Raw genomic sequence first — 26890 nt, forward strand, 5'->3', positions numbered from 1 at the left:
CTCTAAACCCAAGTCGTTCTGGCCGCAAATCTTTACTGGCGTGGTTTGTCTTGCCCCCGATTAATCTCTGGTACATGCTATGCAAATAGACACTGCCATCTAGGCTAAGGAGTTGGAATGCATATAGAATTTATTGGCGCTGCCCAGGAAGTCACCGGTTCCTGTCATCTGGTGGAGGTGGGTCGCAGTCGGGTACTGCTGGACTGTGGTCTGCTTCAGGGGAATGGCAAGGCAAAGGATGGCGAAGCCAATGCCGCTGATTTCCCTTTTGATCCGGCCAGCATCGATGCCGTGGTGCTCAGTCATTCGCATCTGGATCATTGCGGGCGTATTCCTTTGCTGGTCAAACAAGGCTTCAAGGGCAAGATTTACACCCAGCGCGCCTGCCAGGAAATGTGCCGGGTGATGTATATGGATGCCGCGCATATCAATGAGCGGGATGCTTTCACCCAGAATCGCAAACGTGAGCGCAAGCATCTGCCCCCTGTTGAGCCTCTGTTCACCACTGAAGATGCTGAAAAAGCCCTCAAGCACTTCCGGGGCATGGATTATGAAAGCAGCCTCCAGGTGGCTGACGGCATCACCGCCACCCTGTTTGATGCTGGGCATATTCTGGGTTCTTCCATCGTGCAGCTGGATGTTGAGGATGACCAGGGCAACCAGCGCCGCATCCTGTTTACCGGTGATCTGGGGCATGCTGAGGCCCCCATTCTGCGCAATCCAACCTTCCTGCATCAGGCCGATGTGGTCTTGATGGAAAGCACCTATGGGGGTCGCTGTCATCGCAGCTGGGACGAAAGCTTTGCGGAAATGGCCGAAGTGCTCAAGGAAGCCCGTGAAGGCGGTGGCAATCTTTTGATTCCTGCTTTTGCCGTGGGCCGCTCCCAAGAGCTGCTGTATTTGTTTGCCAAGCACTACAAGGAATGGGAAATGCACCACTGGCAAATCTTTTTGGACAGCCCCATGGCCATTGAGGCCACGGAAGTCTATGCCCACCACAGCGATCTTTATGATGACGAGACCCGCAAACTCTGGGCTAAACACCAGTACAAGAATCTGCTGCCCAACCTGACCATCACCCGTACACCGGATGAGTCCATGGAGATCAATCAACACAAGGAAGGTGCCATCATCATTGCCGGCAGTGGCATGTGTGAAGGTGGGCGTATCCGTCACCACCTGAAAAACCATGTCTGGCGCGAAGGCAACCATCTGGTGTTTGTCGGCTTTCAGGCTCGCAATACCCTGGGGCGTCGTTTGGTGGAAGGGGTTCAAACCATCAAACTCTGGGGCGAGGAAATTGAGGTCGCGGCCAAGGTGCATACCATCAATGGCTTTTCCGCCCACGCCGATCAAAAAGGTCTGATTGACTGGTATCGGCAAATCGAGGATTCACCGCCCCTGCTTCTGGTGCATGGTGAAGAGGAAGCCCAGCAGGCCTTGATTGCAGCCATCCAGCCCTGGACTCAGGCACGCGCTCCTGAACCCGGTGATCGTCTGGATCTGTTGAATCCTTCTGCACCCTTGCAGAAAGCACAAAACCCAGAAAGCTGAATACAAACCAAAATGGCCACAGGGAAGTGGGTCAGGACAGAGAAAAAAGGAAGATATAGAAAAAACGGAGGAGGTTGAAATACTGTCACTTCGATGGTGCCCAGGAGAAGACTCGAACTTCCACGACCTTGCGGTCACTGATACCTGAAACCAGCGCGTCTACCAATTCCGCCACCTGGGCAAAGAAGTGATACAGTGCTTCAAATGTTGAGTGATGGTGCCCAGGAGAAGACTCGAACTTCCACGACCTTGCGGTCACTGATACCTGAAACCAGCGCGTCTACCAATTCCGCCACCTGGGCAACTCAACGGCTGCGTATTCTACAAGCTAATTTATTCTGTGCAAGCCCTTTTTCATCTTTTTATGGGCAACAGCGTGTTAGACTGCAGTTATGCCGTATTTTTTGCTTTATATTGAAAAGGACAAGTAACCATGACTACAACCTGGCCACTGGATCAAGACCCGCAGGCTTCACGCGAAGCGGGCAATTACGATCATCCTGTTCCCAGCCGCGAATACATCCTGCAGTGCCTGGAAGAAGCCGGGCGCCCCATGACGCACGAACAGCTCTGTCAGGCCTATGGCATGAGCAACGAAAACTCCATTGAGGCCCTGCGTCGCCGCCTGATTGCCATGGCCCGCGACAATCAGCTTTTCTCCAATCGCCGCGGTGCCTATGCCCTGATCAGCAAACTCGACCTGATCAAGGGGAAGGTTCAGGCCCACCGCGATGGTTTTGGCTTCCTGGTTCCCGAAGGGGGCGGTGGTGATCTCTTCCTGCACAACAAGCAAATCCGCAAGGTCTGGGACGGCGATCTAGTTCTGGCTCGCGAAGTCAGCAAGGATGGCCGGGGCCGCCGTGAAGGCGTGATCGTGGAAGTTTTGGAACGCGGTGTCACTCAGTTGGTGGGTCGCCTGAAATTCCAGTCCAGCGGCTTTGCGCTGGTGATTCCCGAAAACCCTTCTCTACACCATGAAGTCCTGGTTCCTCCCGATCAGTTGATGGGTGCCAAGGAAGGGGAAATGGTTCAGGTGGAAATTCTGGAACACCCGGCTCCCCGCAAAAAAGTCGCAGGCAAGATCGTGGAAATCCTCGGCGATTTCATGTCGGCCGGGATGGAAATCGAAGTGGCTCTGCGCAGCTATGATCTGCCCTTTGAGTGGCCCGATGAAGTCACCCGCCAGGCCGAAGGTCTAAGTGACCAGGTTTCGGAAGAAGACAAAAAGAATCGCGTAGACTTGCGCAAACTGCCGTTGGTCACCATTGACGGCGAAGATGCCAAAGACTTTGATGATGCCGTCTACTGTGAAAAAAGCACCACCGGCGGCTGGAAGCTCTGGGTCGCCATTGCCGATGTGTCCCATTATGTCCGCGTCAATTCTCCGCTGGATAATGAAGCCCGCAAACGTGCCACTTCGGTTTATTTTCCGGGGCGTGTGATTCCCATGCTGCCCGAGGCCCTGTCCAATGGGCTTTGTTCTCTCAACCCCCAGGTGGATCGCCTGTGTATGGTTTGTGAGATGAACATCAGCAAACAGGGCAAACTGACCCGCTACAAGTTTTATGAAGGGGTCATGCGCTCCCAGGCGCGCCTGACCTACACCCAGGTCGGTGCTCTTCTGGAAGAGCCGGAATCGGAAACCACCCAATATCTGTATGAGCAGCATTCAAAAATCCTGCCCGGACTCTATGAGCTGCATCAGCTCTACAAGGCGTTGCGGGCAGAAAGAGATCAGCGGGGTGCCATTGATTTTGAAACCCGCGAAACCCGCATCGTGTTTGGCGATGACAGCAAGATTGAAAAGATCATTCCCGTGGTGCGCAACGATGCCCACAAGATCATCGAAGAATGCATGCTGGTGGCCAATGTCGCCACGGCACGCTTTTTGGAAAAACATGAACTGGCCAGTCTCTACCGGGTGCATGAAGGCCCCAAAGCCGAGCGCCTGGAAACCCTGCGCGCTTTTCTGGGCGAGCTGGGCATTCATCTCGGCGGTGGCGACAAACCCACCCCTCAGGATTACCAGGAAGTCTTCAGTGTTATTCGGGATCGACCCGATGCCGACATCATTCAAACCATGATGCTGCGCTCCATGCGCCAGGCGGTTTACACACCGGTCAATGAAGGACACTTCGGTCTGGCCTATCCGGCCTATGCACATTACACCTCGCCGATACGCCGTTATCCTGATCTGCTGGTTCACCGCGCCATTCGTGGTCTGCTCAGAAGCGGCAAACCGACCAACAATGTTCAGCGTCTGGATTCCACGCCCACGGAAAAACTGGAGAAATGGCTGCCCTACACGCCCCAGCAGATGCTGGAGCTAGGTGAACACTGCTCCATGGCTGAACGCCGGGCTGATGAAGCCGTGCGCGACGTCACCGACTGGCTGAAATGCGAGTTTCTTTCCGACCATGTCGGTGAAGTCTTTATGGGCCGGGTGGCCTCTGTCGTTGGCTTTGGTCTCTTTGTCGAGCTTAATGATTTCTTCGTCGAAGGCCTGGTGCACATCAGCTCCCTGCCGGGTGATTACTATCGTTTCGAGCCGGAAAAACAGCGTCTGCGAGGCGAACGCAGTGGTCGCACCTGGCGTCTGGGCGACCAGGTGGAAGTGATTGTTTCCCGCGTTGATCTGGATGATCGCAAGATTGATTTTGATCTCACCGAAACCGTTGCCACTCCGGCCAGACCGCCACGCAAACGCCGTTCTTCATCACAGCGCAAACCGGCTGCAGCGGCCCAACCTGCCGCAAAACCCAAAGCGACAGCAGCCCCCAAGCCCTTGCCTGTAGAGCCAGAAGAGGCTGTTCCTGAGACACCGGAAATTGAAGTCGGCCTGGAGCCACAGGTAACCGGGGAAATCAAAAAGTCCAAGAAAAAGAAAGCCAAAAAGAAAAAAGACAAGGCCGCGGATGACGACAAAAGCAAAAAGTCGGATAAGAAACGCAAAAAGCGCCTCGGCAAAAAAGAACGCGACAAGAAAAAGCAAAAGGCTAAGCAAGACTGATCATGGCAAAACCAACACCCGGACGTAAGCCCCGTAAAAAAGCCGCCCCGGACAACGATCAGGTGGCGGTCTTCGGTCACCATGCGGTCACCAGCCTGCTGAAGCATCGCTCCGACCAGGTCTTCAGCCTTTGGGTACTGGAAGGACGCCGAGATGCGCCCATCCAGGCTCTGCTCGACACCGCCAACCAACTAGGCTTGGCAGTGGAAAGCAAAACCCGCGATGAGCTGGATCAGCAGACGGCCGGAGTCCATCAGGGCATCCTGGCCTGGGCCAAACCACGCCAGGCCGGCAGTGAAAGCGAGCTGGAAAACCTGCTCGCCGCCACGCAGAAATCCCCCCTGCTGCTGGTTCTGGATGGTGTCACCGACCCTCACAACCTGGGGGCTTGTCTGCGTTCAGCAGAGGCAGCCGGGGTGGATGCCGTGATAGTTCCCAGGGACAAATCCGCCGGTCTGAATGCCACGGTGCGCAAGGTGGCTTGCGGGGCAGCTGAAACCCTGCCCCTGATCCAGGTCACCAACCTGGCCCGAACCCTGCGCAGCCTGGCTGATTATGGCATCTGGATTATCGGCACCAGTGGCGATACTGAAACCCTGATTTACCAGGCCGATCTGACCCGTCCGGTGGCTCTGGTCATGGGTGCAGAAGGCAAGGGCATGCGCCGTCTCACCCGTGAACACTGCGATCAACTGGTGCGCCTGCCGATGGCCGGCGAGGTATCCAGCCTCAATGTCTCGGTGGCCAGTGGCGTCAGTCTTTACGAAGCGGTACGCCAGCGCTTGCCACAAGCAGCCCTGGCAGAGTAAAATGCCGCGCTTGTCTGGGGATTCTTGGAAATTGACCCAGTCAGTGCAGATCAAGTATCTGTGAGCAACAGCAGTTTCCTCCTTGCTTTTTGCTTCCGGCTGTACGCAGCAGCTGCAAAAGGCTATTAACCCGTAAGGAGCATTCCATGCGTCATTATGAAATCATTTTTATGGTTCACCCCGATCAGAGCGATCAAGTTCCCGCGATGATCGAGCGTTACACCAACCTGGTTACTGAAAGCCAAGGTCAGGTTCACCGTCTGGAAGACTGGGGCCGTCGTCACCTGGCTTACCCCATCAACAAGATTACCAAAGCACACTATGTTCTGATGAACCTGGAGTGCCAGGAATCCGTGATTGCCGAGCTGGAAGAAATCTTCCGTTACAACGACGCTGTTATTCGCAACCTGATTGTTCGCATGAACGAAGCGGTTACTGAGCCTTCACCCATGAAAGCCAGTGAATCCCGTGAAGATCGTCGCCGCGATGACCGTGACAATCGTCAAGAGCAGTCTTCTGATTCTGAAGAAGAAGAATCCGAAGAAGCTGCTGAATAAACCCGAATATCAGGAGAAGCAAAATGGCTCGTTTTTTCCGTCGTCGCAAGTTTTGTCGTTTCACAGCTGAAGGCATCAAGCAGATCGACTACAAGGATCTGGAACTGCTGAAAGGCTATGTAACCGAAACCGGTAAAATTGTTCCCAGCCGCATTACCGGCACCAAGGCCAAGTATCAGCGTCAGCTGTCTACTGCCATCAAGCGTGCCCGCTACCTGGCTTTGCTGCCTTTCTCAGACAGCCACGAGTAAGTGTCTTGCATTTGGGGTTCCGGCCCCAGGCCTGAGTAAGCTATGCGTTTTTTAGCCGAGTTCGTCATGAAAAGCCGCAGCAGGGCCATAGGCTCTGCTGTTGTTGCTGCCTTCATCCCTGTCCTCTCGTTGCTCAGCGGTGCCATTCTGGCACTGGTCTGGCTCCGTATGGGACGTCGTGAAGGCCTGCTGGTACTCTTCTGGGTCAGTTTGCCGGGGTTTTACTACCTCTTTGCGCAAAACAGCCCGGATGTACTGCTCAGCTTGCTGGCAACCGCCTTGTTAGCCGAGCTTTTACGCCGCACACAAAGCTGGCCCCAGCTGTTGCTGAGTGGCGTGGCTCTGGCCGGCATGGTGGCCATCGGCTTCCAGTGGCTGCCCAATGAGATTCAGGACGAATTCATTCGTCTTCTGATCAATGAGGGCGGCCTGGTGAATTATGCCGAACTCAGCAGCGCCGACCAGGAAAGATTGACTGTGATGATGGGCCTGCTTTTGAACGGCGTCATTACAGCTGTGCAATTGCTGCTGATTTATGTCAGCCTTTTTCTGGCACGCTGGTGGCAAGCCACCCTGTACAATCCCGGTGGTTTTCAGGAGGAATTTCACAGCCTGAGAATGCCGCTCTGGTACAGTGGTGCCCTGCTGGCAGCCTTGCTTATGGTTTCTTTCGGGGTTCAGGTGCTACTGCCCCTGTTGCCCGTTCTGGTGGTTCCGTTGCTGATCTCCGGGTTGTCCCTGGTGCACGGCATTGTTGCCATCAAGCAGTACAACAGTTTCTGGTTGGGCATGTTGTATGTGCTGCTGTTATTTGCCCTGCCTTATTTGAGTGTTCTACTGGTGCTGATCGCCATGGCGGACAGTCTGATGAACTTTCGTCACCGACTGGCGCCTCCGCCTCCCCCATCGCATGACGGGGACGGAGAGGCCTAACGTCTTGAGGATATAAACATGCAAGTTATTCTGTTGGAAAAAATTGGTAAACTGGGTGCCCTGGGCGATGAAGTTACAGTTAAAAACGGCTACGGTCGTAACTTTCTGATGCCACAAGGCAAAGCGGTTCCAGCAACCAAAGAAAACCGTGAAATGTTTGAACAGCGCCGTGCAGAGCTGGAAAAAGCTTCTGCTGATCGTCTGGCTGCTGCTGAAGCTCGCAAAGCTCAGCTGGAAGGCCTGGAAAGAGTGACCATTGCCTCCAAAGCGGGTGAAGAAGGCAAGCTGTTCGGTTCCATTGGCCCACGCGACCTGGCTGAAGCCGCCGTTGCCGCTGGCATTGAGCTGAACAAAAGCGAAATCCGCCTGCCTGAAGGCCCTTTGCGCATGACTGGCGAGTATGAAATTCTGGTGCATCTGCACCCGGAAGTTGAAAGCCTGCTGCGTGTTACTGTTGTTGCTGAGTAATTATTCTTAGCAGTCCCAGTGAAAGGCACAGGCTAAGCCCTGTGCCTTTTTTAATGGCTGAAGCTGGAGGTTAGGCAATGCAAACCCCTTCGTCCTCTGCGGATCAGGAAACAAACCAGATCAAGATAGCACCCCATTCCAAGGAAGCCGAACAATCGGTTCTGGGTGGTTTGCTGCTGGACAATGCTTCCATGGATGCTGTTGCCGAGCTTTTGGTGGAAACCGATTTTTACGTCAAGGCCCACCAGCTTATCTTCCGGGTCATGCGTGAGCTGAATGAAAAGCTCTCCCCTTTTGATCCCCTGATTCTGACCAACAGCCTGAAAGAGCTTGGGCTGCTGGAAGCCATCGGCGGTTCCGCCTATCTGTATGAGCTGGGGCGCAATACCCCCAGCGCCAGCAATATTCGCGCCTATGCGGAAATCGTTCGCGATCGCTCGGTTCGACGCCGCCTGATAGAAGCCGCCAACCGAATTGCCGAAGCTGCGTTTCACCCCCAGGGTCGTGGCACCGATGAGTTGCTCAATGAAGCCGAGCAGCAGGTGTTCAAGATTGCCGAGGAAAGGCCCAAGTTTGGCGGCCCCCAGCACATCACCGACATTGCCGGGGATGTCGTCGACATGCTGGAAAACATGGACGTCAATTCTTCGGGTATTACCGGCCTGACCACCGGCTTCAGTGATCTGGACGAAATGACCTCCGGCCTTCAGCCAGCCGATCTGGTCATCGTTGCCGGCCGTCCCTCCATGGGCAAAACCACCTTTGCCATGAATCTGGTGGAAAATGTTGCCGTGCACACCGGCAAACCAGTGCTGGTTTTTTCCATGGAAATGCCCTCATCCCAGCTGATGATGCGTATTGTCTCTTCTCTGGGTCGGGTGGAACAGAATCGCCTGCGTAGCGGCAACCTTGAAGATGAGGACTGGGATCGCATCACTTCAACTGTGCGCCTGATCAAGGACACCAAGCTGTATATTGATGACACCCCCGGCCTGTCACCCAATGACATGCGCACCCGTACCCGTCGCCTGGCCCGGGAACAGGACAGCAACCCGGCCCTGATCATGGTCGACTATCTGCAACTGATGCGGGTTCCGGGCAACAGTGAAAACCGCACCAATGAAATTTCCGAGATTTCCCGCTCCCTGAAAGCTCTGGCCAAGGAATTCAGCTGCCCGGTGGTGGCCCTGTCCCAGCTCAACCGCGGCCTGGAACAACGTACCAACAAACGCCCCATCATGTCGGATCTGCGTGAATCCGGTGCCATTGAGCAGGATGCTGATGTCATTGCTTTTGTGTATCGTGACGAGGTTTACAACCCGGACAACCCGGAAAACAAGGGCCTGGCGGAAATCATCATCGGCAAACAGCGTAACGGCCCGGTGGGCAGTGTTCACCTGCTGTTCACCGGCCAGTTCACCCGCTTTGAAAACCTGGCGCCGGAAAGCCTGGCGCAATACAGAGATGCGGGGATGATCTACAGCGACTGATTAACTATTGCGCTTGCTTATGCTGCGTTGAAATTGGCCTCAAAATGCTCATTTACTACCTGTAAACTCCGCTTTTTCGTTCAATTTCGCCTTGCCTAACCTGCGCTCATTACGTAAATCAGGGTCTTAGTAATATGGCTTTTTAACAGATCAGGCAGCGTCTACGTCGCCTGTCATAATCCAGTTCAATGTAGGCAAAAGCCTCGACTTCACTGAAAACACCCAGCCATTCATGGCGCCTGTCTGCAGCATAAATCACTTCCACTTGCTGCTCATCAACCGGCTTGATGCCGTAGCCACTCCAGGGGGTTCCAAACTGGCCTGTAAAGCGCGGGGCGGTTTGAGAGGCTGGTGCTGCCAGCCAGCCTTTCAGCAGGTCAGGGGCCAGCTCCAGAGCCACTGTGGTTTGCGGCTCTTCCAGAAACCTCGCCAGTTGGGCCGCAAGGCTGCCGGTCTCGGCAAAAGCACCCAGATGCAGGGCTCGATCAGCCTGCGGCTCGGCTTCCAGCAGGGCATACAGGTAATAGCAGCTGGTTTGGGGTTGAAAATATTGCCAAAAATACCAGGGGCTGGCCTGAACCTTGCGCTCCACCAGCTCACCCGATGCACAACCTGTGCCAGTCATAGCGACCCCCTCAATTTAAATTAGATCCATCTAATTATATCAGAGATCCCTTTACAGCTGACGTCTGCGCTCCGCCACCCAGCCGATGAACAGAAACAGAGCCACCACAGCAGGAGCCAACCAGCGAACGGAAATAAGCGCCAGCCAATTAGCCAGTACCGGAGTGAAAAGCACGGTCAGGGCACCATAGCCAAAGGCGCACATCAACACAAAGCCGAGAATACGTACAATGCGCGGGTAAGGCCTTAACTGGCGTTTAACCAGGCTGTTGAGGTTGTCACCGTAAATCACCAGCAAAGTGGCAACCAGGGCCAGGGCAATACTGTCGAGATGCGAGTGTGCCCAGTAACCCGAGCGCACCAGAAGTTCATTGAGCAGATCCATATAAAGTTCCAGGCTGTTAAAAATAATACTGAATGATAAGCACACTGGCACTGAGTGCAAACATCCTTGCGCATAATTTTGTTACCCAAGGGTATTGGAGGTAACAGCCAGTCGGGTTAGAGTAGTAAGGTTCACTTTTTTTATTAAATTATCAGTCAAGGCACCTGCAGAGATGACTCAAGCTACTCAGAATTCAAAAAAAACGCCCAGTTCTCTTATGCTTCCTGATGCGGAAGGTTTTTTTGGTCCCTATGGCGGTCAGGCCATCCCTCCTCACTTGAAAGTCATCATGGACGACATTGCTCAGGCCTACCTGCAAATCCGTGAAACCGAGGCTTATCAGCAGGAATTGATGGAACTTTACCAGCATTACGTCGGCCGCCCCAGCCCGATTTATTTTGCCAGACGCCTGACTGAAGCCTGCGGCGGTGCGAAAATTTATCTGAAGCGTGAAGACCTGAATCATACCGGTGCCCACAAGATCAACCATGCTCTGGGTGAAGCTCTGCTGGCCAAGCACATGGGCAAAACCAAGGTGCTGGCGGAAACCGGTGCCGGACAGCATGGTGTGGCCATGGCCACTGCCTGTGCCCTGGTCGGCCTTCCCTGCGAGATTCATATGGGTGCCGTGGACATCGCCAAGGAACACCCCAATGTCACCAAGATGAAAATCCTGGGTGCCAAGCTGATCAGCGTGGAAACCGGCACCCGTACGCTCAAGGATGCCGTGGATAGTGCTTTTGAAGAATACATGAAAGACCCCGACAACTTCTTTTATGCCATAGGCTCGGTTGTTGGCCCTCATCCCTTCCCCATGATGGTTCGGGATTTCCAGTCCATTATTGGCCGTGAAGCCCGTCAGCAGTTCCCGGAAATGACCGGTCAGCTGCCCGACTATGTTGTCGCCTGTGTTGGCGGCGGCTCCAATGCCATGGGTATTTTCTCCGGCTTTCTGGATGATGAAGAAGTCAGACTGGTGGGTGTCGAACCCTGTGGTAGAGGACTGGGCAAGGGTGAGCATGCCGCCACGCTCACCTATGGCACTCCCGGCACCATGCACGGCTTTCATTCCTATATGCTGCAGGACACCGATGGCCAGCCCGAACCGGTTTACTCCATCGCCTCGGGACTCGACTACCCTTCGGTGGGCCCCCACCACAGTTACCTGAAAGACCTTGGGCGTGCTGAATACCACGCCATTGATGATACCGCCTGCCTGGATGCCTTCATGAAGCTGTCCCGGCTGGAAGGTATTATCCCGGCTCTGGAATCCGCCCATGCTCTGGCCTGGGTCATGCAGGAAGCCAAAAACCTGGGATCCGAAACCCACGTCCTGATCAACATGTCAGGCCGGGGTGACAAGGACGTTGATTTTGTGGCTGAAAAACTAGACCTCTGACCGGATCGGTCAGGCAAGTATCCGACCTGCTGTCTTGCATCAAGGTAACGGCTACTTTTAACTGGCAAAATGTTATTTAGATACATATTGCCTGAGACCTGGCAGCTGACGTCAAGATGGCGGAGAAAATGAATGAATAAGTGGCTTGCAAACACTTCAATCCAGACCAAGGTCAACGCAGCTCTTCTGGTGGTTCTTTTGCTGGTGATGGTTGCCTCCATGCTTTTCACTATTCGCAGTGAAAGAGCCATGGTGGAAGAGACCATGCAACAGAATGTTCAGGATATGGCAGACAGCTATCTGGATACCCTGAACATCATGATGCTGACCGGCACCCTGGCCCAGTTCCGTGAAGTTCATCGTGAAAAGGTACTCAGCCAACCCGGTATGACTGAAGCCAGGGTACTGAGAGCCGACCCGGTTCGTAACCTCTTCGGCCCCGGTGCGGATGTAGATCAGCCCGTGGATGAACTGGACCAGCGGGCACTGGAAGGTGAAGCCATTCAGGAAATCCGCTCCACGCCTGAAGGCCGCATCATGACCGTGCTGCGTCCGGTTTATAATCAAACCGACTACCGCGGCACCAATTGTATGAACTGCCATATCGGTGAAGAGGGTGAACAATTGGGCGCCATCCGTCTCAGCTATTCCCTGGCTGAGCTGGATCGTCGCATCAACTTCAACTTGCTGCAGCTGGGCGGCATTCAAATTCTCTTGTTTATTGCTGGCTTGGTGTTGATCTCCTGGGTCGTGTACCGCTTGATCCTGCGCCCACTGCGGCGTTTGCGCCGTGCCATGAAACAGGTTGAAGACGACTCGGATCTGACGGTTCGGGTCACCGGCATTGTCAGCAAGGATGAAATCGGCACCCTGGCGTCCACCTTCAACACCATGCTGGAGCGTTTTTCAGCCAGTCTGCGTCAGGTTGCCTCCACCACCCGCACCCTGAAGACCTCGGCCCATACCATTTCCTCCGTTGCTGATGAAACCGTTACTGCGGTCAACACCCAGCATGAAGAAACCGAACAAATGGCCAGTGCCATGGAACAAATGCAAGCCAGTGCCCATGAAGCCCGCGAGCATGCCATCCGCACCTCCCAGGCCTCCATGGAAGCGGACCAGGAAGCCAATTCCAGTCGCACGGTGACGCATGCCTCCATTGCCGGGATTCATCAGCTGACCGAACATCTCAACAAGGCCTCGGAAGTGATCCAGGCTTTGGATCACTACAGTGATGATGTCGGTAAAGTTCTGGAAATCATTACCGGTATTGCCGAGCAGACCAACCTTCTGGCCTTGAATGCGGCCATAGAAGCAGCCCGTGCCGGAGAAAGTGGCCGCGGCTTTGCTGTCGTAGCCGATGAAGTGCGCTCTCTGGCAAATCGCACCCATGAGGCAACCCAGGAAGTTCATCGCACCATTGATCGCCTTCAGGAAGAGGCCAAGGGTGCCGTGGCCATGATGGAAACCGCCCGCAAAGGCGCCCAGAAGAGCGTGGCCGATGTTGAGCGTGTTGGGGAATCCCTGAGCAATATTGCCGATGCCGTCAATAACATCAGCAACCTCAATGAACAGATGGCCACTGCTGCTGCAGAACAGCAAGAAGTGGCAGCCAGGGTCAATGACCAAGTCAGTCATATCGGCACCATTGCCCAGCAAACCTCGACCGATGCCCGCAAGTCATCCCAGGTCAGTGATGATCTGGTGAAGCTGGCTGATCATCTGGAAGATCTGGTGGAAGGCTTCAAGCTCGACTAGTGGCACCCTTTTTGCTACTGGTTCACAGGTTTTATAAAAAACTTCCGAAATATAGCGATGCCTGAACGGCATCGCTATAATTTTTTCCCAAACCGATTTAGACTAGCAGGTCAATTGATGGCCTTTTAACCAGGGTAAATGACTAATGCTTGATAAAGATGTTGTTCTGGTCGTTGATGACTCTGCAACAGCTCGTACTGCCATAATCAACGTCTTGCGTGATCGCCTTTACTGCAAGGAAGTGATAGAAGCCTGTGATGGCAAAGAGGCCCTCAGGATGCTGAAGCAGCACCCTGAAATCGACTGGATTTTCTGTGACTGGGAAATGCCGGAAATGGCCGGTGATGAATTGCTGGCTGCCGTTCGTGAAGACCCCCAGACCGCTCACCTACCCTTTATCATGATCACCTCCAAGGGCGACCGCGATTCTCTGGTCACAGCGGTACAGTTGGGCGTCACTTCTTTTGTGGTCAAACCCTTTACAGCCAAAAAGCTGGTGGAAAAAGTTTTTCTGGCGCGGGGACGCATGGAAAGGCGCAATGCTGAACGCATCAAGGCATCCAAGGGGCAAACAGCCAGTATGAAATTTGGCACCCACGAAGCGGTTACTGGCGACATGATCGATATTTCCCTGTCCGGGATGCTGATCATGTGTGAGCATGAGCCGATCCGTGGTGTCACGGTTTTTGACAAGGTTCAGGTCAAGGTCAATATGCCCCACTCCGGTGAGGAGATCCTTCTGCCCTGTCAGGTCATACGTCTGGAGGCCGACCCCATGCATCCTTCCAGGGTTGAGCAGATCCGGGTCGCCACCCGCTTTCTGCCCATGCAGGGGGATATCCGCAACCTCCTGGTGGATTATATTGAGGCAACCCGCCGTATTTCCAGTAAAGAAGAAAGCTGAGCCCGAGCCGCTCAGCTCAGGCCCAACAAGAGCTTTTATTAATCGACAAAAGCTCTTTCAATCACATAATCACCCGGTTCACCCATGCGCGGTGAAATTCTGAAACCGCGATCATCCAGCATCTGACTGAGATCTTTGAGCATATTCGGGCTGCCGCAAATCATGGCGCGGTCTGTTTCCGGGTTGAGTTCCGGCAAGTCCAGATCGCGGGCCAGTTGTCCGCTGGCGGCCAAGTCGGTAATACGCCCCTGATGCTTATACTCTTCGCGGGTCACGCAAGGGTAATAGATGAATTTTTTCTGAATTTCTTCACTCAGGTACTCGTGCTCCGGCAATTCCTGAGTCAGAAACTGTTCATAGGCCAAGTCTTTCTTCCAGCGCACCCCGTGCAGCAGAATAACTTTCTCAAAACGCTCATAGGTTTCCGGGTCTTGAATCACACTCAGAAAAGGTGCCATACCGGTGCCGGTGCTGAACAGGTAGAGGTTGCGACCGGGCAGAAGATCGTCCAGAACCAGGGTGCCGGTGGGCTTTTTGCTGATCATGATTTGATCGCCTTGCTGCAGATGTTGCAGGCGCGATGTCAGGGGACCGTCCGGTACTTTGATGCTGAAAAATTCCAGCTGCTCCTCATAATTGGGGCTGGCAATACTGTAAGCACGCATCAAGGGCTTGCCTTCAACTTCCAGGCCGATCATGACAAATTGACCGTTTTTAAAACGCAACCCATCACTGCGGGTCGTGGTAAAGCTGAACAAGCTTTCTGTCCAGTGATGAACTCCAGTGATTTCTTCGGCGTAGAACTTGCTCATTGAGTGACCTCTCAACTCTTGGCCTAGTAATTTAATCGGGTATTCTAGGGGTTTTGTGCGCTCAGGTTAAATCTTTTGTTTTTATACCCTTATTCTATAAAAAGTTATTTTAGTAGAACTAAACTCTAGGACGGCTTATCTGCCAGCAGGATGGCGCGCAGCGGTGCCGGATAGCCTTCGCGGGTCAACTCAGGGTTTTCCGGGTCAAGAAAGTCGCTCAAGGACTGAAAGGTCATCCACTCGGTGGCCCTTTGTTCTTCAGTGCTTGTCCGATTCAGATCCACACAGCGGATATTGTCAAAACCGGCGCGTCTCAGCCACAGGCTCAGGGCTTTTACGGAGGGCAGGAACCAGACATTGCGCATGGCGGCATAACGATCTTCAGGTACCAGGGCGGTGTGCTCATCGCCTTCCACCACCAGGGTTTCCAGAACCAGCTCGCCACCTGGCCGTAAAGCGGATTTGAGTTCCAGCAGGTGATCCACTGGCGAGCGCCGATGATAGAGCACCCCCATGGAAAGCACGGTATCAAAAGCTTCCAGCTTGTCCGGCAGGGCCTCAATACCCAGGGGAAGGTGGTAAACCTGAGGCAAACCCTCTTTACCCAAGAGTTTTTTCACAGCAGCAAACTGGGCAAAAAAGCGCGGCGAGGGATCAATGCACAAGGTAAACTCGGCACCTTCCCCCGCTATGCGCCAGGCGTGGTAGCCACTGCCCCCGCCGATATCCAGCACCCGGCGACCCCGCAGCTCACCCAGATGCTGAGAGAGACGTTCCCATTTGAAATCCGAACGCCACTCGGTGTCTATATAAGTTCCCTGAAGATCATAAGGCCCCTTGCGCCAGGGCATCAGGTTACGCAGCAAGCCGGTCACCTGTTTTTGCTGGCTGGCGGTCAGGGGTTGACCATCAGGTTGCAGACCCTTTTCAGCGCTGATTGCCGCTGCCTGCAGGTTGATTTCTGCACTCTGGATTTCGGGCAGTTGCTGAATTCTCTGCCACCAGCCATGAAATTCCGGGTGACGACGGGTATCCAGGGCTTCAGCAAGTTGGTCCGGCAAACGCGCCAGCCAGGCATGCAACTGCGGGTGTTCGCGCCCGTAATGTGCAAAGGCTTGATATACGTCTGAAAAATCAGGTGCTTTCATTGTCATCCCCTTGTCCACCGCCCTTGATTGCCAGGAAGGAAGCAAAATTCAGATATTGGAACCACTGGCTGGAAAAGCTGAAACCGGCCTCCTTCAGGCGTTGAAGGTGTTGCTCTGAGGTGTCTGTGCGCAACACATCTTCCAGCGCGGTGCGCTTCTGACTGATTTCCATATCGGAATAACCATTGGCACGTTTGAAGTCATGGTGCAGCTCAAACAACAACTGGGATTGGCGTGGATCGGTAAAGTGGACTTTTTCACTCAGCAGCAGCGCCCCGCCCGGACGCAAAGCGGCAAAGAGTTGATCCAGCAGTGGCTGACGATCTTCCGGCGGCAGAAACTGCAGAGTGAAGTTAATCAGGATCAGATCACAAGGCTGATAATTCAGCGTGCGGATATCCGCACAGCAGGTTTCCACGGGCCTTTGCGGCAAGGTTTCAGTCAGCAGTTGCTGGCAACGCTCGGTCATGGCCTGTGAATTATCCACGGCAATAATCTCCAGCTGCTCCAGATGCGTCAACTGCTGGGCAACACTCAGGGTGCTGGCCCCCAGGGAAGCCCCAAGATCATAAATGCGTCCCCCTTCCGGTACATAGCGCCTGGCAATCACTCCGGCCATTCCCAGGATTTGCGAATAACCCGGTACGGAGCGTTTGATCATATCAGGAAAGACGCGGGCAACCTGCTCATCAAAAGAAAAGCTGGCCAACTTGTCCAGGGGATTGGAAAACAGGGCGTCTCTGACTGGGGATGAAGGGGAACTCATAGTCTGCTCATTTTTCACGTAAGGCCTGATAAACGGAAAATTTACCGGTTTCTGCACGACGCTGGAAGCTGCCAAAAGCTCTATCCAGCAAATCAGGATAAGGAAGAAAACGGTTGGCTACCAGCCAGAGCTGGCCTCCCGGCTTCAAAAATCGTGGAGACTCACGGATCAGACGTTCAGACAACTCATAATCCGTTGCTTTGCCGGTGTGAAAAGGTGGGTTGGTGACGATCAAATCCAGACTTCCAGGCTGGCAAACCGCTTCCAGGCCGTTAAAAATATCCCCAGGCCAGGTCTGGCCTTGCAGCCCATTGGCCTGCAAGGTTGCCTGAGTCGCCTGCAGGGCAAAGCCACTGACATCACTGGCAATTAACTGTAGACCCGGGTTGTGCTGCAACAGCCAGGCTCCCAGCAGGCCTCCCCCACAGCCCAGATCCAGACAGCGCCCCTGTTGAGGTAGCTCTGTCAGGTTCTGCTGAAGAGCAGACAACAGCAACTGCGAACCTTCATCCACCCGACCATGACCAAACACACCAGGCAGACTGCACAGTTGCAAACCATCCGGGCCGTCCAGGGCTAGCGTTTCCTGGCCGGCAGGCAACTTACCCTTCAGTGCGTCTGCCTCGACATAATAGAGAGCACAGCGCCTTGCCGAGTCCAGTTTGGTCACTTCCAGACCTGCCTTTTGCAACTGGCTGGCAGCAGCCTTGACACCGCCCTGGGTTTCGCCCAGCAGATAAAAACCCTCAAGTGAGTAAGCAACCAGCTGCCTGAGCCACCAATAGCCTTCGTCCTTGGCTTTGGGCCAGAACACCAGGCTGCGACCCGGCAGGCTGGCAGGTGCTTGCTGACTGACAAAAAAACTCTGCAGACCCTGCTGTTGTGCCAGGCGGCTCATGCGCCAGTCCGCTGTCCAGACCTGCACAGGTGCCGCAAAATCCCGCCCCAGCTGCAGCGCGGCCAGTTGCAAATGCCCTGGTGGGGCAATCAGGTTCAGTGGTTGATCCTGCCATTCTGGCAGGTGTCTCATCATAAGTTGACCCAGTGGGCAGCAATCAGAGGCAGAAGGCATTGGAAAATCCGGTTACTGGAAATCAGGGCGCTAAAGATAGAGGTTTTGGGGTCACTTTGCCAGCCGTGTTATGGCACAGATATTGCTGAAAAATATAAGTTCTTGAGTAGCAAAGCTTGAGCCTCAAACAACCCTCGATGATAAAAGGTAAAAAAATAATGGCTGAATACCAAACCCTACTGTTTGCGACCGACTTTTCTGAAGGTGCGACCCAAGCAGTTGAGCATGCTCGTAAACTGGCTCGGCTCACAGGAGCAAGACTGCACCTTCTTCACGTTATCACTGAACTGGCGGACAAACGCCGCCGCCGTATTCCTGCCGATGTGATCGACACCTTCATTCGGGAAATTACCCGCCATGCTGAAGAGGATATGCAAAGCTTCAAGGAAAAATATTTTGCTGATGCCGAATCCCTGGGCTTTGAAGTAACTTATGAAGTCAGTATCGGCACTGGGCATGAAGACATTCTCAAAGCAGCTGAAGCCATCCAGGCTGACCTGATCATTCTGGGAACCCATGGCCGTACCGGTATCGAAAAAGTCTTGGTCGGCTCCACGGCTGAGCGGGTGGTGCGTCACTCACCCATCCCCGTACTGACGGTTAGAAACGACAAGCCTCGCGACTGATTCAGTCAAAAAACCCCGCCTTCCAGAAGAAGGCGGGGTTCAGGCTCAAAAGCGCAGGAGGATTATTCCCCGTTCTGACGAGCTGCTTCTGCAGAGGCAAGATTTCTTGCCGTTGCCAATTGCCAGACCAGCACCAGACTGCCAAGACCAATACCCACCAGGTCTGTCATCCAGCCACCAGCAATCATGGCCAGTGCAGCCACCAACAGAAGACCACGCTGGATCAGGTTGGCACGGTCATTCAGGAACCAACCCTGCACAGCAGCAGCCAGCAGGTAAATACCCACCGCAGCCGTTATCGCAACACGCAGTATTTTATCCCAGCTGCCTTCCATCAACAGCTCCGGGCTGTAGAAGAACATGAAAGGCACGATAAAGGCGGCCAGACCAAACTTGAAGGAGGTCATGGCGGTCTTTAGAGGATCCGTCCCGGCAATCGCTGCTGCGGCATAGCCCGCCAGAGCCACAGGCGGAGTAATCGCCGAAAGCACCGCATAGTAGAACACGAAAAAGTGAGAAACCAGCGGTGGAATGCCGATCTGCTGCAGACCGGGAGCCACAACAGAGGCAGCAACCGCATAAGCCGCCGTGGTCGGCATCCCCATACCCAGCAGGATACTGATGCACATGGCAAAGAAGAGCGCCAGAAGATGACTGGCATCAGCAATGTTCAACAGCATGGATGCAAAGCGCGCACCCACCCCGGTCAAAGCAATGACACCCACAATAATACCGGCACAGGCACACACCGCAATCAGGGGGATTGCCATGCGGGTGCCTAGCGACAAGGCTTCCAGCAACTGCCTGGGCCCCATCTTGAAAGGCGTCAACCAGGACACCACTGCAGCACTGAACATGGCCAGAGTACCGGCACGAATCACCGAGTAACCCATGAAAAGCGTGGCAATCAGAATAATGATTGGGAAAAACAGGTAGACCTGCTTAACCATTTTACTGAACTTGGGCAACTGATCCCGGGCCAGGCCAGCCATACCTTCGCGGCGTGCTTCCAGATCCACCATCATGTAGATGGAAAGAAAATAAAGAGCTGCCGGAATCAAGGCTGCTATGGCAATCTCGGTATAGGGAATACCCGTGATTTCCGCCATGATAAAGGCACCGGCCCCCATGATGGGCGGTACAATCTGCCCACCTGTGGAAGCGGCTGCCTCAATACCACCGGCACTGCGGGGGTGATAGCCGACTTTTTTCATCAAAGGGATGGTCAGACTGCCGGTCGCTACAACATTACCCGCAGAAGTACCGTTAATCATCCCCATCAGGCCCGAGGCGAAGACAGCAACCTTGGCCGGGCCACCGCGTGTACGTCCTGCTGCAGCAAAAGCAAAATTAACAAAGTAGTCACCCACCCGCGATGCCTGCAGGAAGGCAGCAAAAGTGATGAACAGGATAATATAGGTTGAAGAAACCGCTGTGGTTGGGCCGAGAATCCCGTTGTCCGTGTAGATGTAAGTAAAAAAACGTTCCAGCGAATAACCACGGTGTTCAAGAATACCGGGCAAATAAGGGCCGGCAAAGGCATACCCCAGAAAAACAGCCGTAATCACGATCAAAGCCAGACCGGCAACGCGACGGGTCAGCTCCATGATCAGGATGACACCGGCAAAGGCCACCAGAAACTCGGTCTGACCCACCATGGGGGTACCTGCCGCCATCCGCCAGCGGTTGAGAACAAACAAAAGATAGGCCGCGACCAGAATCGCTGCAGCCATCAACAACCAATCAGCCCAGTGAATCCGGCGGTTATTGCCCGCTTTCCAGATCCAGCTGCTGATAATAGCGGCCACGGTGCCCAGCACCAGAGCCCAGGCCACAGCAGGCAGCAAGGCAACGCCTTCACCGATCGGCAGAGGGGGCGGCAGGCGCAGGCCGAAATATTCTCTGGAAATCCAGGCAACGGCCATACCCACAGCAGCAAAAGCAATCAGCGCCGCTGAGGGCACCAAAGCCAGCCATTGCAAGCGTGAAATAGGTGTCGGTTCTTTATTGCGATCCAGAGTAAAAGCAGCAATCAAGGCAAAACCAACCATCAAGCCGCCCGCAACATGAATAATACGAAAAGCCCAGGTTTCAATAGGAGAAATATTCAGTGCGTAGAGGTGCAGAAGGGTATAGAAAACACAGGCAAAAAAGATCACTTTGCCAACCACACCCGTCAAATCCCGCTCGTTATGACCCAGCGGAATATCTGACACACCTTCAGCCCCGATTTTATCAGCGGCATCTGCTTCTGCAGTTGTGGAGGTTTTATCAGTCATTTTTCAGAAGTTCACGTGATTAGAAATGAAAGAACGTCGGCCCGCAAGCCGACGTTACTCACTAACAGGTACTTCCCGAATTACTTAGTCTTTCAGGTTTTCAGGAATTTCAACGCCGTTTTCTTCAAACCAGCGCACAGCACCTGGGTGCCACTTGACGATGGTGTTGTACTTGGCATTTTCAGGCACGGTTTCCTTGGCAGCACCATGGATCTGCAACATACGGTCATGGTTTTCCATGACGGTCTTGGTTACACCATAGACGAGGGAATCCGGCATGTCTTTATGAGTGACGGCGAAGTTCCACAGGGACAAGGCCGAAGTGTCTTCTTCCACAGACTTGTAAACGGATGCAGGAATCACACCGGCACTCAGTTCAGGGTAGTCTTTGGCAATCTGCTCAATATCTGATTCAGAATAGGAGAAGATGTTCACGTCCGCCTGAGCTTCCAGCTGACTGAAAGCTGAAATGGGCATGCCTGCTGCAAAAGCAAAAGCATCAATCAAGCCATCCTGCAGTTGACCAGCCTGATCAGAAGCACCGCCATTGGTGGTGTTCACATCCAGACCCAGTTCTTCAAACAACTGAGGGTGATACATATCCGCTGTACCGCCTGCAGGGCCTACACCCACGGTTTTACCATCCAGATCCGCCACAGAATTGATGCCCGAGTCTTCCAGAGCAATGATCTGCAGGGTGGTTTGATACATGGGGAAAACCGCACGTACGTCTTCGTGCATTTCACCAGGTGCCAGCTCACTCTCACCGGCGAGGGCCTGTACCAGGGGGCCAGTGGTGACCATACCAAAATCATGCTCACCCATTTGTACCAGAGTGGCATTTTGCACAGGACCACCGGTGACTTCGGCACCCGCAGAAATGTCCAGGGCATCGCCAACCAGGTTGGCCCAGCCGGAACCGTAAATATAATAAGTACCACCCTGGCTGGCAGTACCTACAGTAATACTGTTGGGCCAATCACTACGATCTTCGGCAGCAAATGCAGCACCCGTGGTCATCATGGCTGCCATGCAACCGGTCATTAAAGCCTTTTTGGATAAAAAGCGCATAGGGAGGTTTCTCCTAGTTATTTTTTTCGTCGATGAGTGTCGTCGATTGCTACTACTGAGCAGCAGCTTCCTTGCAAGGCCTATGCCAACACCCTGAACCCGCCTACCGTCACTGACTCCTGTGAAAACCACCTTCCAAGTGTGCGAATTTCCACACAAAGCAGTACTGGCAGGGGTGGATATCCACCCTTTTAAACCGGAAATAAAAAAACACCCCGCAGGGTGTTTCAGTAAAGTGCCCACAAACCCCGATCAATCCGGGTTTTTTTCGATCTTGTCGATCGCAGTCTCCAGAGCGTTTTTAAGCTTTTCCTCAATCTGCAGTATCTCGCCTTCTGACATGTAAAAGGTGGCATCGACATCGAAGCGCACATAAAAAGCCGGGAGTTGGTTGAGGGTCACACAGATAACATCTTCCACAAAATCCTGACTCTTACCCTGAAACCGCTCATCACGATTGATCAAGCCTTTCAGCAGGGTTTCGTAGTAGTTGTGAACATTTTCAGTCACCATAAGCTCACCTATTTTGCGCGGTAAATAATGCCGGGGCGGCACTGCACCATCTCATACAGATCCGGCATATTGGAAAGAGCTTCCGAGGCCCCCAGAAACAAGTAGCCACCCGGCTTGAGATTGGCGTGCATCCTTTTGAGAATGTCCTTTTTCAAGTCAGCCGAAAAGTAGATAAGAACATTACGGCAAAAAACCACATCAAAGCGTCCCAGCATGCTGTAACTGTGCAGAAGGTTCATCATGCGAAATTCCACACGCTTCTGGATATTGGGGTTGACCTTCCAACGCCCTTCACCGGTTTGCGTGAAATGCTTGGTCAGGCGATCCTTGGATAAACCGCGACCGATGGCCAGCATTTCATAAGTGCCTGAACGAGCTGCGCCCAATGCGGAAGCGGAAATATCCGTACCCAGGATTTTCTCACCCATCCGAAAAGCACCCGGATTCTTCTTTTTGAACTCCTCAATCACCATGGAAATCGAATAGGGTTCCTGCCCCGTAGATGCTGCAGCAGACCAGATTTTCAGGGGTTCAGAACGCAGGTTTTTGGCAATTTCGGGAAGAACCTTGTTTTCCAGAATATTGAAGGGATGCACATCACGAAACCACAGGGTTTCATTGGTGGTCATGGCATCAACGACCGCTTCCTTGAGACCTGAACGGGGGTTGCGCTGCATCTCGCGCATCAGGTCTGTGAGGCTGCTCATTTGTTTCTGAGCCATGATTTTGTTCAGGCGGCTGGTAACCAGGTACTGCTTATTTTCACCCAGCAAAATCCCGCAAGCTTCCTGCAAGAAGTTGCGGAAAGCTTCAAATTCCTGTGGGCTCAAGGTTTTACTGATTGACATCCATCACCACCATTACCAGCAAATGACTCACCATAATAGTAACTTAACAGCATGAAAGCTACGACCTGAATCACACTTTCTCTCCGGCAATCGCCTGAATCTGGCCGATAACCACCCTGGCCAACTCATCGGCATCATATTTGGCCAGAAAAAAGTTGGCCCCGACTTTTTTGACCATGGCTTCATTGAAAATGCCGCTTAATGAAGAATGCAGTAGCACGGGCAGGTTGGCCAGACGCGGATCTTCCTTGATGCGGCGAGTCAGAGTGTAGCCATCCATTTCCGGCATTTCGATGTCTGAAATAATCATCAAAAGTTCATCCTGAACCCGCTTGCCATCATCCGCCAAACTGTTCAGGAATTCCAGGGCTTCCTTACCATTGGTCAAGCTAGTATAGCCGATCCCGGTTTCCTGCAGGTTACGTTCCACCTGGTGACGAGCCACGCTGGAATCATCCACCAGCAAGATATGGTAGTTTCCGGCAATTTCCTTAACTTCATCGGTTAGGATGTGCGAAGAAACACCCTGGGCAAAAGGATCAACACTGGCAATGATTTTTTCCACATCGACAATTTCAATCAGTTGATTGTCCATCTGGGTCACTGCTGTCAGGAAACTGTCCTTGCCACTGCCTCTGGGTGGTGGGTGTACTTCTTCCCAGTTGATATTGACGATGCGATCTACTTCACGCACCAGAAACCCCTGGGTGCGGCGATTGTATTCAGTCACGATCACAAAGTGGGATTCAGGGTTTTCCATTGCCGGCTGTCGAATGGCCATCCCCAGATCAACGATAGAAACCGTGCCGTCACGAACATGCGCCACCCCACGCACATGGGGCGTATGATGGGGAAGATTAGTCAGACGTGGACAGGGTATAATCTCTTTGACTTTGAAAACATTGATGCCATACAGCTGCTTGCCATTCAGTCGAAACAACAGCAGCTCCATGCGATTGCCACCTGCAACCTTGTTGCGTGCGGCCAGCTTGCCTGCGGACGTGGTCATAGGCACTCTTCTTTGACAGTAGGATAGTTAATACAACAACAGTTCCTCAAGAGTATAAACTGCAATACGCCAGAATTCTAAGCTCCTTCAAAGGTTGATTTGTTATGTTACGAAAGCCAGGCTCTGCTACTCAGCCTACCCCCTCCCATTTCCTGCTGCTTGCGGCTTTTGTGATCGCTCTTTTCAGCCTGCCTCTGCAGGCTCAGGAGCATCAAAGCATGGATGACCTCCAGCAGCAGGCCAGAGCCTGGATTGATGAACAACTCAGTGGCGGCCAACAAGAGTACCAGGTGGAGTTCCGTGCTCTGGACCCACGGCTTAAACTGGCCCGTTGCTCAGAACCCCTGGATTTTGAGGTGCACGGCAATAATGAATTGCGCGGTCGTTCCAACCTTCGCGTCACCTGTTACCCGGAAGACTGGTTTATCTTCGTCACCGCCGAAGTTCAGGTTTTTTCACCGGTTGTCACCGCCAGCAGCACTCTCAACAGAGGCTCCCAGATCACTGAACAAATGCTGGAAGTCCGACAAATGGATGTTTCACGGGTGCGTGGCGAATATTTCACCAGTTTTCAGCCCCTGCTGGGTATGCAGGTTCGTAACCGCATCCGGGCTGGTGACATCATTACCAGCCGACAGGTGAATATCATTCAGGCCGTAAGCCGTGGTGACCAGGTCATCATTCAGGCCAAAAGCAAGTCCCTAACCATCCGCATGACGGGTGAAGCCTTGGACTCAGGCAGCATTGGCGAACAGATCCGGGTACGTAATCTGCAGTCAGGACGAACTGTACGTGCTAGAATCACAGCAAGAGGTATTGTTGAAGTCCGTATTTAATACTCTATACGGCATTTTTGTAAAAAATCACTAAAGTTTTTTCAGGTAGCGCCGAAAAAGTAACTAACCAGCTACTTGATTAACTACGGGATAAGCAATTATGGCTATCGAACTCAATGGAATCGGTAACAACCTCAACCCCAGGGTTCGAGGTGGTGATCAGGGTTCGGCCAAAGATAGTGCTGCTGTTTCAAACAAAACCGAAGCACCGGTCAGTGCCGGAGATCGCGTCCAGTTGAGCAGTCATGCGCAAAGCCTCTATATGGCCGAAGGTGATGATTCAATTGACTCAAACAAAGTGGCTGCCTTGCGTCAACAGATCGAAGAAGGCAGCTATTCCATTGATCACCAGAAGCTTGCTGGCAAGCTGATGGATCTGGAATCCAAGCTTTAAACCAGAATTTTTAAAGCCCCTTTAGAACCCGCTGCAGCCTGCTGTAGTGGGTTCTTTTGTATCCGCTGTGGATCAGCTACACTGCAGGCAATATCATTATTCAGGAAGGTTTCTCGTGTCCAAGAACTCAGCCCAGACTTTCAAAGATTTGCTGCTGGTTGCCATAAGCAATCTCAAGCAACTGCTGCAGGTTGTAGAACAGGAACACCAGCTTTTACAGTCAGCCCCAGAAACAGCTGAAGAACTTGAAACCCTCACGGAACATAAAACAGCCTTGCTTCAGCAGGTGGAACAAGACGTTGATCAGCGCAAGGCTTTTCTTGAACAGCAGGGCCTCAAAGCCGATATGGAAGGCCTGGAAAGTTTTCTTGCCAGCCTGCCGGAAGCCAATGCCCGCGCCCTTCGCCAGGGCTGGAATCAACTGGTGAGCCTGCTGGAAAAAGTACACCAAAAAAACAACGTCAATGGCCGCCTGATCAACCGCGCCATGCAGCACTTCGATATGCTGCTGAGTGCCATGCAGGCCACTCAGACCAAAATCCGGGTATACCATCCCTCTGGAGGCGCCGGTGACCTCAATATTCCGCGCAATCTGGGCAAAGCCTGAACAAAACAAAGGAGCAGAGTTTCATGGCCGATAAAGGTGCCGATGAACATCTGGTCACTGACCCTTCCGAGATAGCCAGCCTTCTTAGCATGCTGCACCGCCAACATGCCTCTGTAACCATCAATTTCCGCGGTCAAAGCCAACACTATGCCAGCTTGATTCTGGATGTTGACCGCAAGCAACAGGTTTTCTATCTGGATGAATTCAATCCTCCCAGTGGCCATAAAAGAGCCCTGGCAGGGGAGGTCTTTTCAGTGAGAGCAGCCACCAGCGGCCTCTCCATCTTCTTCAACCACTGCCAACTGATCAGCGTAATCGAAGAAGAAGACGGTGCCATCTACAAGGTAGCCCTGCCCAAAGTGGTCCGCCACGATCAAAAGCGTGAAGCCTACCGTGCCCGGGTTCTAGCATCCATGCGTGCACCCATTAGCCTTTTGTCCTACGAGCGGGAAGAACCCATCAGCGGGCGCTTGATTGATCTTTCCAATGGTGGCTGCAACCTGGTCTGTGAGCAGCCCGTGGAGCCTCCTTTCAGAAACCTGGAGATTTTTGAAGAGCTGACTCTGGATGTTGAGGATTTTGAAAGAACAGTGACTGTTGCTGCTGAAGCCAGACGCATCAGCTACGATGAAAAAAAGAAAGTAACCCACTGTGGTTTGCGTTTTATCAATGTAGACGGGGCCACCCAGGCCGAAATTGACCGCCTGGTGATGTTCTTGCAGCGTGAAGCCCTGAGGTTGGACTCTAGCCGGGATTAAGCGTTATAA

Annotated in this window: 27 protein-coding genes and 2 tRNA genes; 16 read left to right on the plus strand and 13 right to left on the minus strand. The window is 53.2% G+C overall.

The genetic code is table 11. The features are described 5' to 3' along the window. Positions 1 to 117: 117 nt before the first annotated feature. Positions 118 to 1554: an MBL fold metallo-hydrolase RNA specificity domain-containing protein gene (locus tag LG323_RS06915; protein WP_404419994.1), complete on the plus strand. Its 1437-nt coding sequence runs from the start codon at positions 118 to 120 to the stop codon at positions 1552 to 1554. A 94-nt stretch (positions 1555 to 1648) separates the two neighbouring features. Here LG323_RS06915 and LG323_RS06920 read toward each other — a convergent pair. Together LG323_RS06920 and LG323_RS06925 are read right to left on the minus strand one after the other, a co-directional pair. Beyond that, positions 1649 to 1735, minus strand: a tRNA-Leu gene (locus LG323_RS06920). Between the two features lie 34 nt (positions 1736 to 1769). After that, positions 1770 to 1856: transfer RNA gene (locus LG323_RS06925), tRNA-Leu, on the minus strand. Positions 1857 to 1987: 131 nt separating this feature from the next. Here LG323_RS06925 and rnr point away from each other — a divergent pair. The 7 genes from rnr to dnaB all read left to right on the plus strand — a co-directional run bounded on the left by rnr (position 1988) and on the right by dnaB (position 9072). After that, entirely contained in the window at positions 1988 to 4564 is a 2577-nt protein-coding gene (gene rnr, locus LG323_RS06930; RefSeq protein ID WP_404419995.1) for a ribonuclease R, read from the plus strand. 2 nt (positions 4565 to 4566) lie between these two features. Beyond that, positions 4567 to 5373: a 23S rRNA (guanosine(2251)-2'-O)-methyltransferase RlmB gene (rlmB, locus tag LG323_RS06935; RefSeq protein ID WP_404419996.1), complete on the plus strand. Its 807-nt coding sequence runs from the start codon at positions 4567 to 4569 to the stop codon at positions 5371 to 5373. 146 nt (positions 5374 to 5519) lie between these two features. After that, entirely contained in the window at positions 5520 to 5930 is a 411-nt protein-coding gene (gene rpsF / locus LG323_RS06940; protein WP_404419997.1) for a 30S ribosomal protein S6, read from the plus strand. 23 nt (positions 5931 to 5953) lie between these two features. Further along, positions 5954 to 6181, plus strand: coding sequence for a 30S ribosomal protein S18 (gene rpsR / locus LG323_RS06945; protein ID WP_310696145.1), 228 nt, complete (start codon positions 5954 to 5956; stop codon positions 6179 to 6181). A gap of 42 nt (positions 6182 to 6223) precedes the next feature. Further along, positions 6224 to 7114 (plus strand): hypothetical protein, encoded by an 891-nt coding sequence (locus LG323_RS06950; RefSeq protein WP_310696147.1) that lies wholly within the window; start codon positions 6224 to 6226, stop codon positions 7112 to 7114. 18 nt (positions 7115 to 7132) lie between these two features. Continuing rightward, positions 7133 to 7582, plus strand: coding sequence for a 50S ribosomal protein L9 (gene rplI / locus LG323_RS06955; RefSeq protein ID WP_404419998.1), 450 nt, complete (start codon positions 7133 to 7135; stop codon positions 7580 to 7582). 77 nt (positions 7583 to 7659) lie between these two features. Then, positions 7660 to 9072 carry a replicative DNA helicase gene (dnaB, locus tag LG323_RS06960; protein WP_404419999.1) on the plus strand — a complete coding sequence of 471 codons (1413 nt, stop codon included), beginning with the start codon at positions 7660 to 7662 and terminating at the stop codon, positions 9070 to 9072. A 142-nt stretch (positions 9073 to 9214) separates the two neighbouring features. Here dnaB and LG323_RS06965 read toward each other — a convergent pair whose 3' ends face one another. Then, positions 9215 to 9697 carry a hypothetical protein gene (locus LG323_RS06965; protein WP_404420000.1) on the minus strand — a complete coding sequence of 161 codons (483 nt, stop codon included), beginning with the start codon at positions 9695 to 9697 and terminating at the stop codon, positions 9215 to 9217. A 51-nt stretch (positions 9698 to 9748) separates the two neighbouring features. Then, on the minus strand, positions 9749 to 10081 hold the full coding sequence (locus LG323_RS06970) for a DUF3392 domain-containing protein (protein WP_310696153.1): 333 nt from the start codon (positions 10079 to 10081) through the stop codon (positions 9749 to 9751). A gap of 217 nt (positions 10082 to 10298) precedes the next feature. Here LG323_RS06970 and trpB point away from each other — a divergent pair, with 217 nt between their 5' ends. From trpB to LG323_RS06985, 3 genes are all read left to right on the plus strand, one after another. Further along, positions 10299 to 11480, plus strand: coding sequence for a tryptophan synthase subunit beta (trpB, locus tag LG323_RS06975; RefSeq protein ID WP_404420001.1), 1182 nt, complete (start codon positions 10299 to 10301; stop codon positions 11478 to 11480). Between the two features lie 132 nt (positions 11481 to 11612). Beyond that, positions 11613 to 13238: a methyl-accepting chemotaxis protein gene (locus LG323_RS06980; protein WP_404420002.1), complete on the plus strand. Its 1626-nt coding sequence runs from the start codon at positions 11613 to 11615 to the stop codon at positions 13236 to 13238. A 145-nt stretch (positions 13239 to 13383) separates the two neighbouring features. Beyond that, entirely contained in the window at positions 13384 to 14142 is a 759-nt protein-coding gene (locus tag LG323_RS06985; RefSeq protein WP_404420003.1) for a response regulator, read from the plus strand. 38 nt (positions 14143 to 14180) lie between these two features. On the opposite strand, the gene LG323_RS06990 is transcribed toward LG323_RS06985, so the two are convergent. From LG323_RS06990 to LG323_RS07005, 4 genes are all read right to left on the minus strand, one after another. Then, entirely contained in the window at positions 14181 to 14954 is a 774-nt protein-coding gene (locus LG323_RS06990) for a ferredoxin--NADP reductase (protein WP_310696158.1), read from the minus strand. Between the two features lie 125 nt (positions 14955 to 15079). Further along, complete coding sequence (gene cmoB / locus LG323_RS06995; protein WP_404420004.1) at positions 15080 to 16102, minus strand: tRNA 5-methoxyuridine(34)/uridine 5-oxyacetic acid(34) synthase CmoB; 1023 nt, start codon at positions 16100 to 16102, stop codon at positions 15080 to 15082. Further along, a complete protein-coding gene (gene cmoA, locus LG323_RS07000) occupies positions 16089 to 16868 on the minus strand; it encodes a carboxy-S-adenosyl-L-methionine synthase CmoA (protein WP_404420005.1) in 780 nt (259 codons plus the stop codon). Before cmoA ends, cmoB begins: the two co-directional genes overlap by 14 nt. A gap of 7 nt (positions 16869 to 16875) precedes the next feature. Beyond that, on the minus strand, positions 16876 to 17901 hold the full coding sequence (locus LG323_RS07005) for a methyltransferase (protein WP_404420006.1): 1026 nt from the start codon (positions 17899 to 17901) through the stop codon (positions 16876 to 16878). A 197-nt stretch (positions 17902 to 18098) separates the two neighbouring features. Here LG323_RS07005 and LG323_RS07010 point away from each other — a divergent pair, with 197 nt between their 5' ends. Then, positions 18099 to 18566: a universal stress protein gene (locus LG323_RS07010; protein ID WP_310696165.1), complete on the plus strand. Its 468-nt coding sequence runs from the start codon at positions 18099 to 18101 to the stop codon at positions 18564 to 18566. Between the two features lie 62 nt (positions 18567 to 18628). Here LG323_RS07010 and LG323_RS07015 read toward each other — a convergent pair whose 3' ends face one another. The 5 genes from LG323_RS07015 to LG323_RS07035 form a co-directional block, all read right to left on the minus strand. After that, positions 18629 to 20845: a TRAP transporter permease gene (locus tag LG323_RS07015; protein ID WP_404420007.1), complete on the minus strand. Its 2217-nt coding sequence runs from the start codon at positions 20843 to 20845 to the stop codon at positions 18629 to 18631. Between the two features lie 84 nt (positions 20846 to 20929). Further along, complete coding sequence (locus LG323_RS07020) at positions 20930 to 21916, minus strand: TAXI family TRAP transporter solute-binding subunit (RefSeq protein ID WP_404420008.1); 987 nt, start codon at positions 21914 to 21916, stop codon at positions 20930 to 20932. A 252-nt stretch (positions 21917 to 22168) separates the two neighbouring features. Further along, on the minus strand, positions 22169 to 22429 hold the full coding sequence (locus LG323_RS07025) for a late competence development ComFB family protein (protein ID WP_310696170.1): 261 nt from the start codon (positions 22427 to 22429) through the stop codon (positions 22169 to 22171). 8 nt (positions 22430 to 22437) lie between these two features. Then, entirely contained in the window at positions 22438 to 23277 is an 840-nt protein-coding gene (locus LG323_RS07030; RefSeq protein WP_310696172.1) for a protein-glutamate O-methyltransferase CheR, read from the minus strand. Positions 23278 to 23347: 70 nt separating this feature from the next. After that, entirely contained in the window at positions 23348 to 24286 is a 939-nt protein-coding gene (locus LG323_RS07035; RefSeq protein ID WP_310696174.1) for a chemotaxis protein CheV, read from the minus strand. Positions 24287 to 24390: 104 nt separating this feature from the next. Here LG323_RS07035 and flgA point away from each other — a divergent pair, with 104 nt between their 5' ends. The 4 genes from flgA (at position 24391) to LG323_RS07055 (ending at position 26881) form a co-directional block, all read left to right on the plus strand. Then, positions 24391 to 25122 carry a flagellar basal body P-ring formation chaperone FlgA gene (gene flgA / locus LG323_RS07040; RefSeq protein ID WP_310696176.1) on the plus strand — a complete coding sequence of 244 codons (732 nt, stop codon included), beginning with the start codon at positions 24391 to 24393 and terminating at the stop codon, positions 25120 to 25122. Between the two features lie 100 nt (positions 25123 to 25222). Continuing rightward, complete coding sequence (gene flgM / locus LG323_RS07045) at positions 25223 to 25516, plus strand: flagellar biosynthesis anti-sigma factor FlgM (RefSeq protein ID WP_404420009.1); 294 nt, start codon at positions 25223 to 25225, stop codon at positions 25514 to 25516. A gap of 115 nt (positions 25517 to 25631) precedes the next feature. Continuing rightward, the gene (locus LG323_RS07050) at positions 25632 to 26123 is read left to right on the plus strand and encodes a flagella synthesis protein FlgN (RefSeq protein WP_404420010.1); all 492 of its coding nucleotides are present in this window, start codon (positions 25632 to 25634) and stop codon (positions 26121 to 26123) included. Positions 26124 to 26146: 23 nt separating this feature from the next. Then, positions 26147 to 26881, plus strand: coding sequence for a flagellar brake protein (locus LG323_RS07055; RefSeq protein WP_404420011.1), 735 nt, complete (start codon positions 26147 to 26149; stop codon positions 26879 to 26881). Positions 26882 to 26890 lie beyond the last annotated feature (9 nt).

The organism is Marinospirillum sp. (assembly GCF_044810985.1).
In the GTDB taxonomy this organism is placed as follows: Bacteria; Pseudomonadota; Gammaproteobacteria; order Pseudomonadales; family Halomonadaceae; genus Marinospirillum.

What these genes read in the sequence shown, in the direction of transcription:
- LG323_RS06915 (WP_404419994.1), top strand. Translation starts at nt 118, where the DNA reads ATGCATATAGAATTTATTGGCGCTGCCCAGGAAGTCACCGGTTCCTGT.
- rnr (WP_404419995.1), top strand. Translation starts at nt 1,988, where the DNA reads ATGACTACAACCTGGCCACTGGATCAAGACCCGCAGGCTTCACGCGAA.
- rlmB (WP_404419996.1), top strand. Translation starts at nt 4,567, where the DNA reads ATGGCAAAACCAACACCCGGACGTAAGCCCCGTAAAAAAGCCGCCCCG.
- rpsF (WP_404419997.1), top strand. Translation starts at nt 5,520, where the DNA reads ATGCGTCATTATGAAATCATTTTTATGGTTCACCCCGATCAGAGCGAT.
- rpsR (WP_310696145.1), top strand. Translation starts at nt 5,954, where the DNA reads ATGGCTCGTTTTTTCCGTCGTCGCAAGTTTTGTCGTTTCACAGCTGAA.
- LG323_RS06950 (WP_310696147.1), top strand. Translation starts at nt 6,224, where the DNA reads ATGCGTTTTTTAGCCGAGTTCGTCATGAAAAGCCGCAGCAGGGCCATA.
- rplI (WP_404419998.1), top strand. Translation starts at nt 7,133, where the DNA reads ATGCAAGTTATTCTGTTGGAAAAAATTGGTAAACTGGGTGCCCTGGGC.
- dnaB (WP_404419999.1), top strand. Translation starts at nt 7,660, where the DNA reads ATGCAAACCCCTTCGTCCTCTGCGGATCAGGAAACAAACCAGATCAAG.
- LG323_RS06965 (WP_404420000.1), bottom strand. Translation starts at nt 9,697, where the DNA reads ATGACTGGCACAGGTTGTGCATCGGGTGAGCTGGTGGAGCGCAAGGTT.
- LG323_RS06970 (WP_310696153.1), bottom strand. Translation starts at nt 10,081, where the DNA reads ATGGATCTGCTCAATGAACTTCTGGTGCGCTCGGGTTACTGGGCACAC.
- trpB (WP_404420001.1), top strand. Translation starts at nt 10,299, where the DNA reads ATGCTTCCTGATGCGGAAGGTTTTTTTGGTCCCTATGGCGGTCAGGCC.
- LG323_RS06980 (WP_404420002.1), top strand. Translation starts at nt 11,613, where the DNA reads ATGAATAAGTGGCTTGCAAACACTTCAATCCAGACCAAGGTCAACGCA.
- LG323_RS06985 (WP_404420003.1), top strand. Translation starts at nt 13,384, where the DNA reads ATGCTTGATAAAGATGTTGTTCTGGTCGTTGATGACTCTGCAACAGCT.
- LG323_RS06990 (WP_310696158.1), bottom strand. Translation starts at nt 14,954, where the DNA reads ATGAGCAAGTTCTACGCCGAAGAAATCACTGGAGTTCATCACTGGACA.
- cmoB (WP_404420004.1), bottom strand. Translation starts at nt 16,102, where the DNA reads ATGAAAGCACCTGATTTTTCAGACGTATATCAAGCCTTTGCACATTAC.
- cmoA (WP_404420005.1), bottom strand. Translation starts at nt 16,868, where the DNA reads ATGAGTTCCCCTTCATCCCCAGTCAGAGACGCCCTGTTTTCCAATCCC.
- LG323_RS07005 (WP_404420006.1), bottom strand. Translation starts at nt 17,901, where the DNA reads ATGATGAGACACCTGCCAGAATGGCAGGATCAACCACTGAACCTGATT.
- LG323_RS07010 (WP_310696165.1), top strand. Translation starts at nt 18,099, where the DNA reads ATGGCTGAATACCAAACCCTACTGTTTGCGACCGACTTTTCTGAAGGT.
- LG323_RS07015 (WP_404420007.1), bottom strand. Translation starts at nt 20,845, where the DNA reads ATGACTGATAAAACCTCCACAACTGCAGAAGCAGATGCCGCTGATAAA.
- LG323_RS07020 (WP_404420008.1), bottom strand. Translation starts at nt 21,916, where the DNA reads ATGCGCTTTTTATCCAAAAAGGCTTTAATGACCGGTTGCATGGCAGCC.
- LG323_RS07025 (WP_310696170.1), bottom strand. Translation starts at nt 22,429, where the DNA reads ATGGTGACTGAAAATGTTCACAACTACTACGAAACCCTGCTGAAAGGC.
- LG323_RS07030 (WP_310696172.1), bottom strand. Translation starts at nt 23,277, where the DNA reads ATGTCAATCAGTAAAACCTTGAGCCCACAGGAATTTGAAGCTTTCCGC.
- LG323_RS07035 (WP_310696174.1), bottom strand. Translation starts at nt 24,286, where the DNA reads ATGACCACGTCCGCAGGCAAGCTGGCCGCACGCAACAAGGTTGCAGGT.
- flgA (WP_310696176.1), top strand. Translation starts at nt 24,391, where the DNA reads ATGTTACGAAAGCCAGGCTCTGCTACTCAGCCTACCCCCTCCCATTTC.
- flgM (WP_404420009.1), top strand. Translation starts at nt 25,223, where the DNA reads ATGGCTATCGAACTCAATGGAATCGGTAACAACCTCAACCCCAGGGTT.
- LG323_RS07055 (WP_404420011.1), top strand. Translation starts at nt 26,147, where the DNA reads ATGGCCGATAAAGGTGCCGATGAACATCTGGTCACTGACCCTTCCGAG.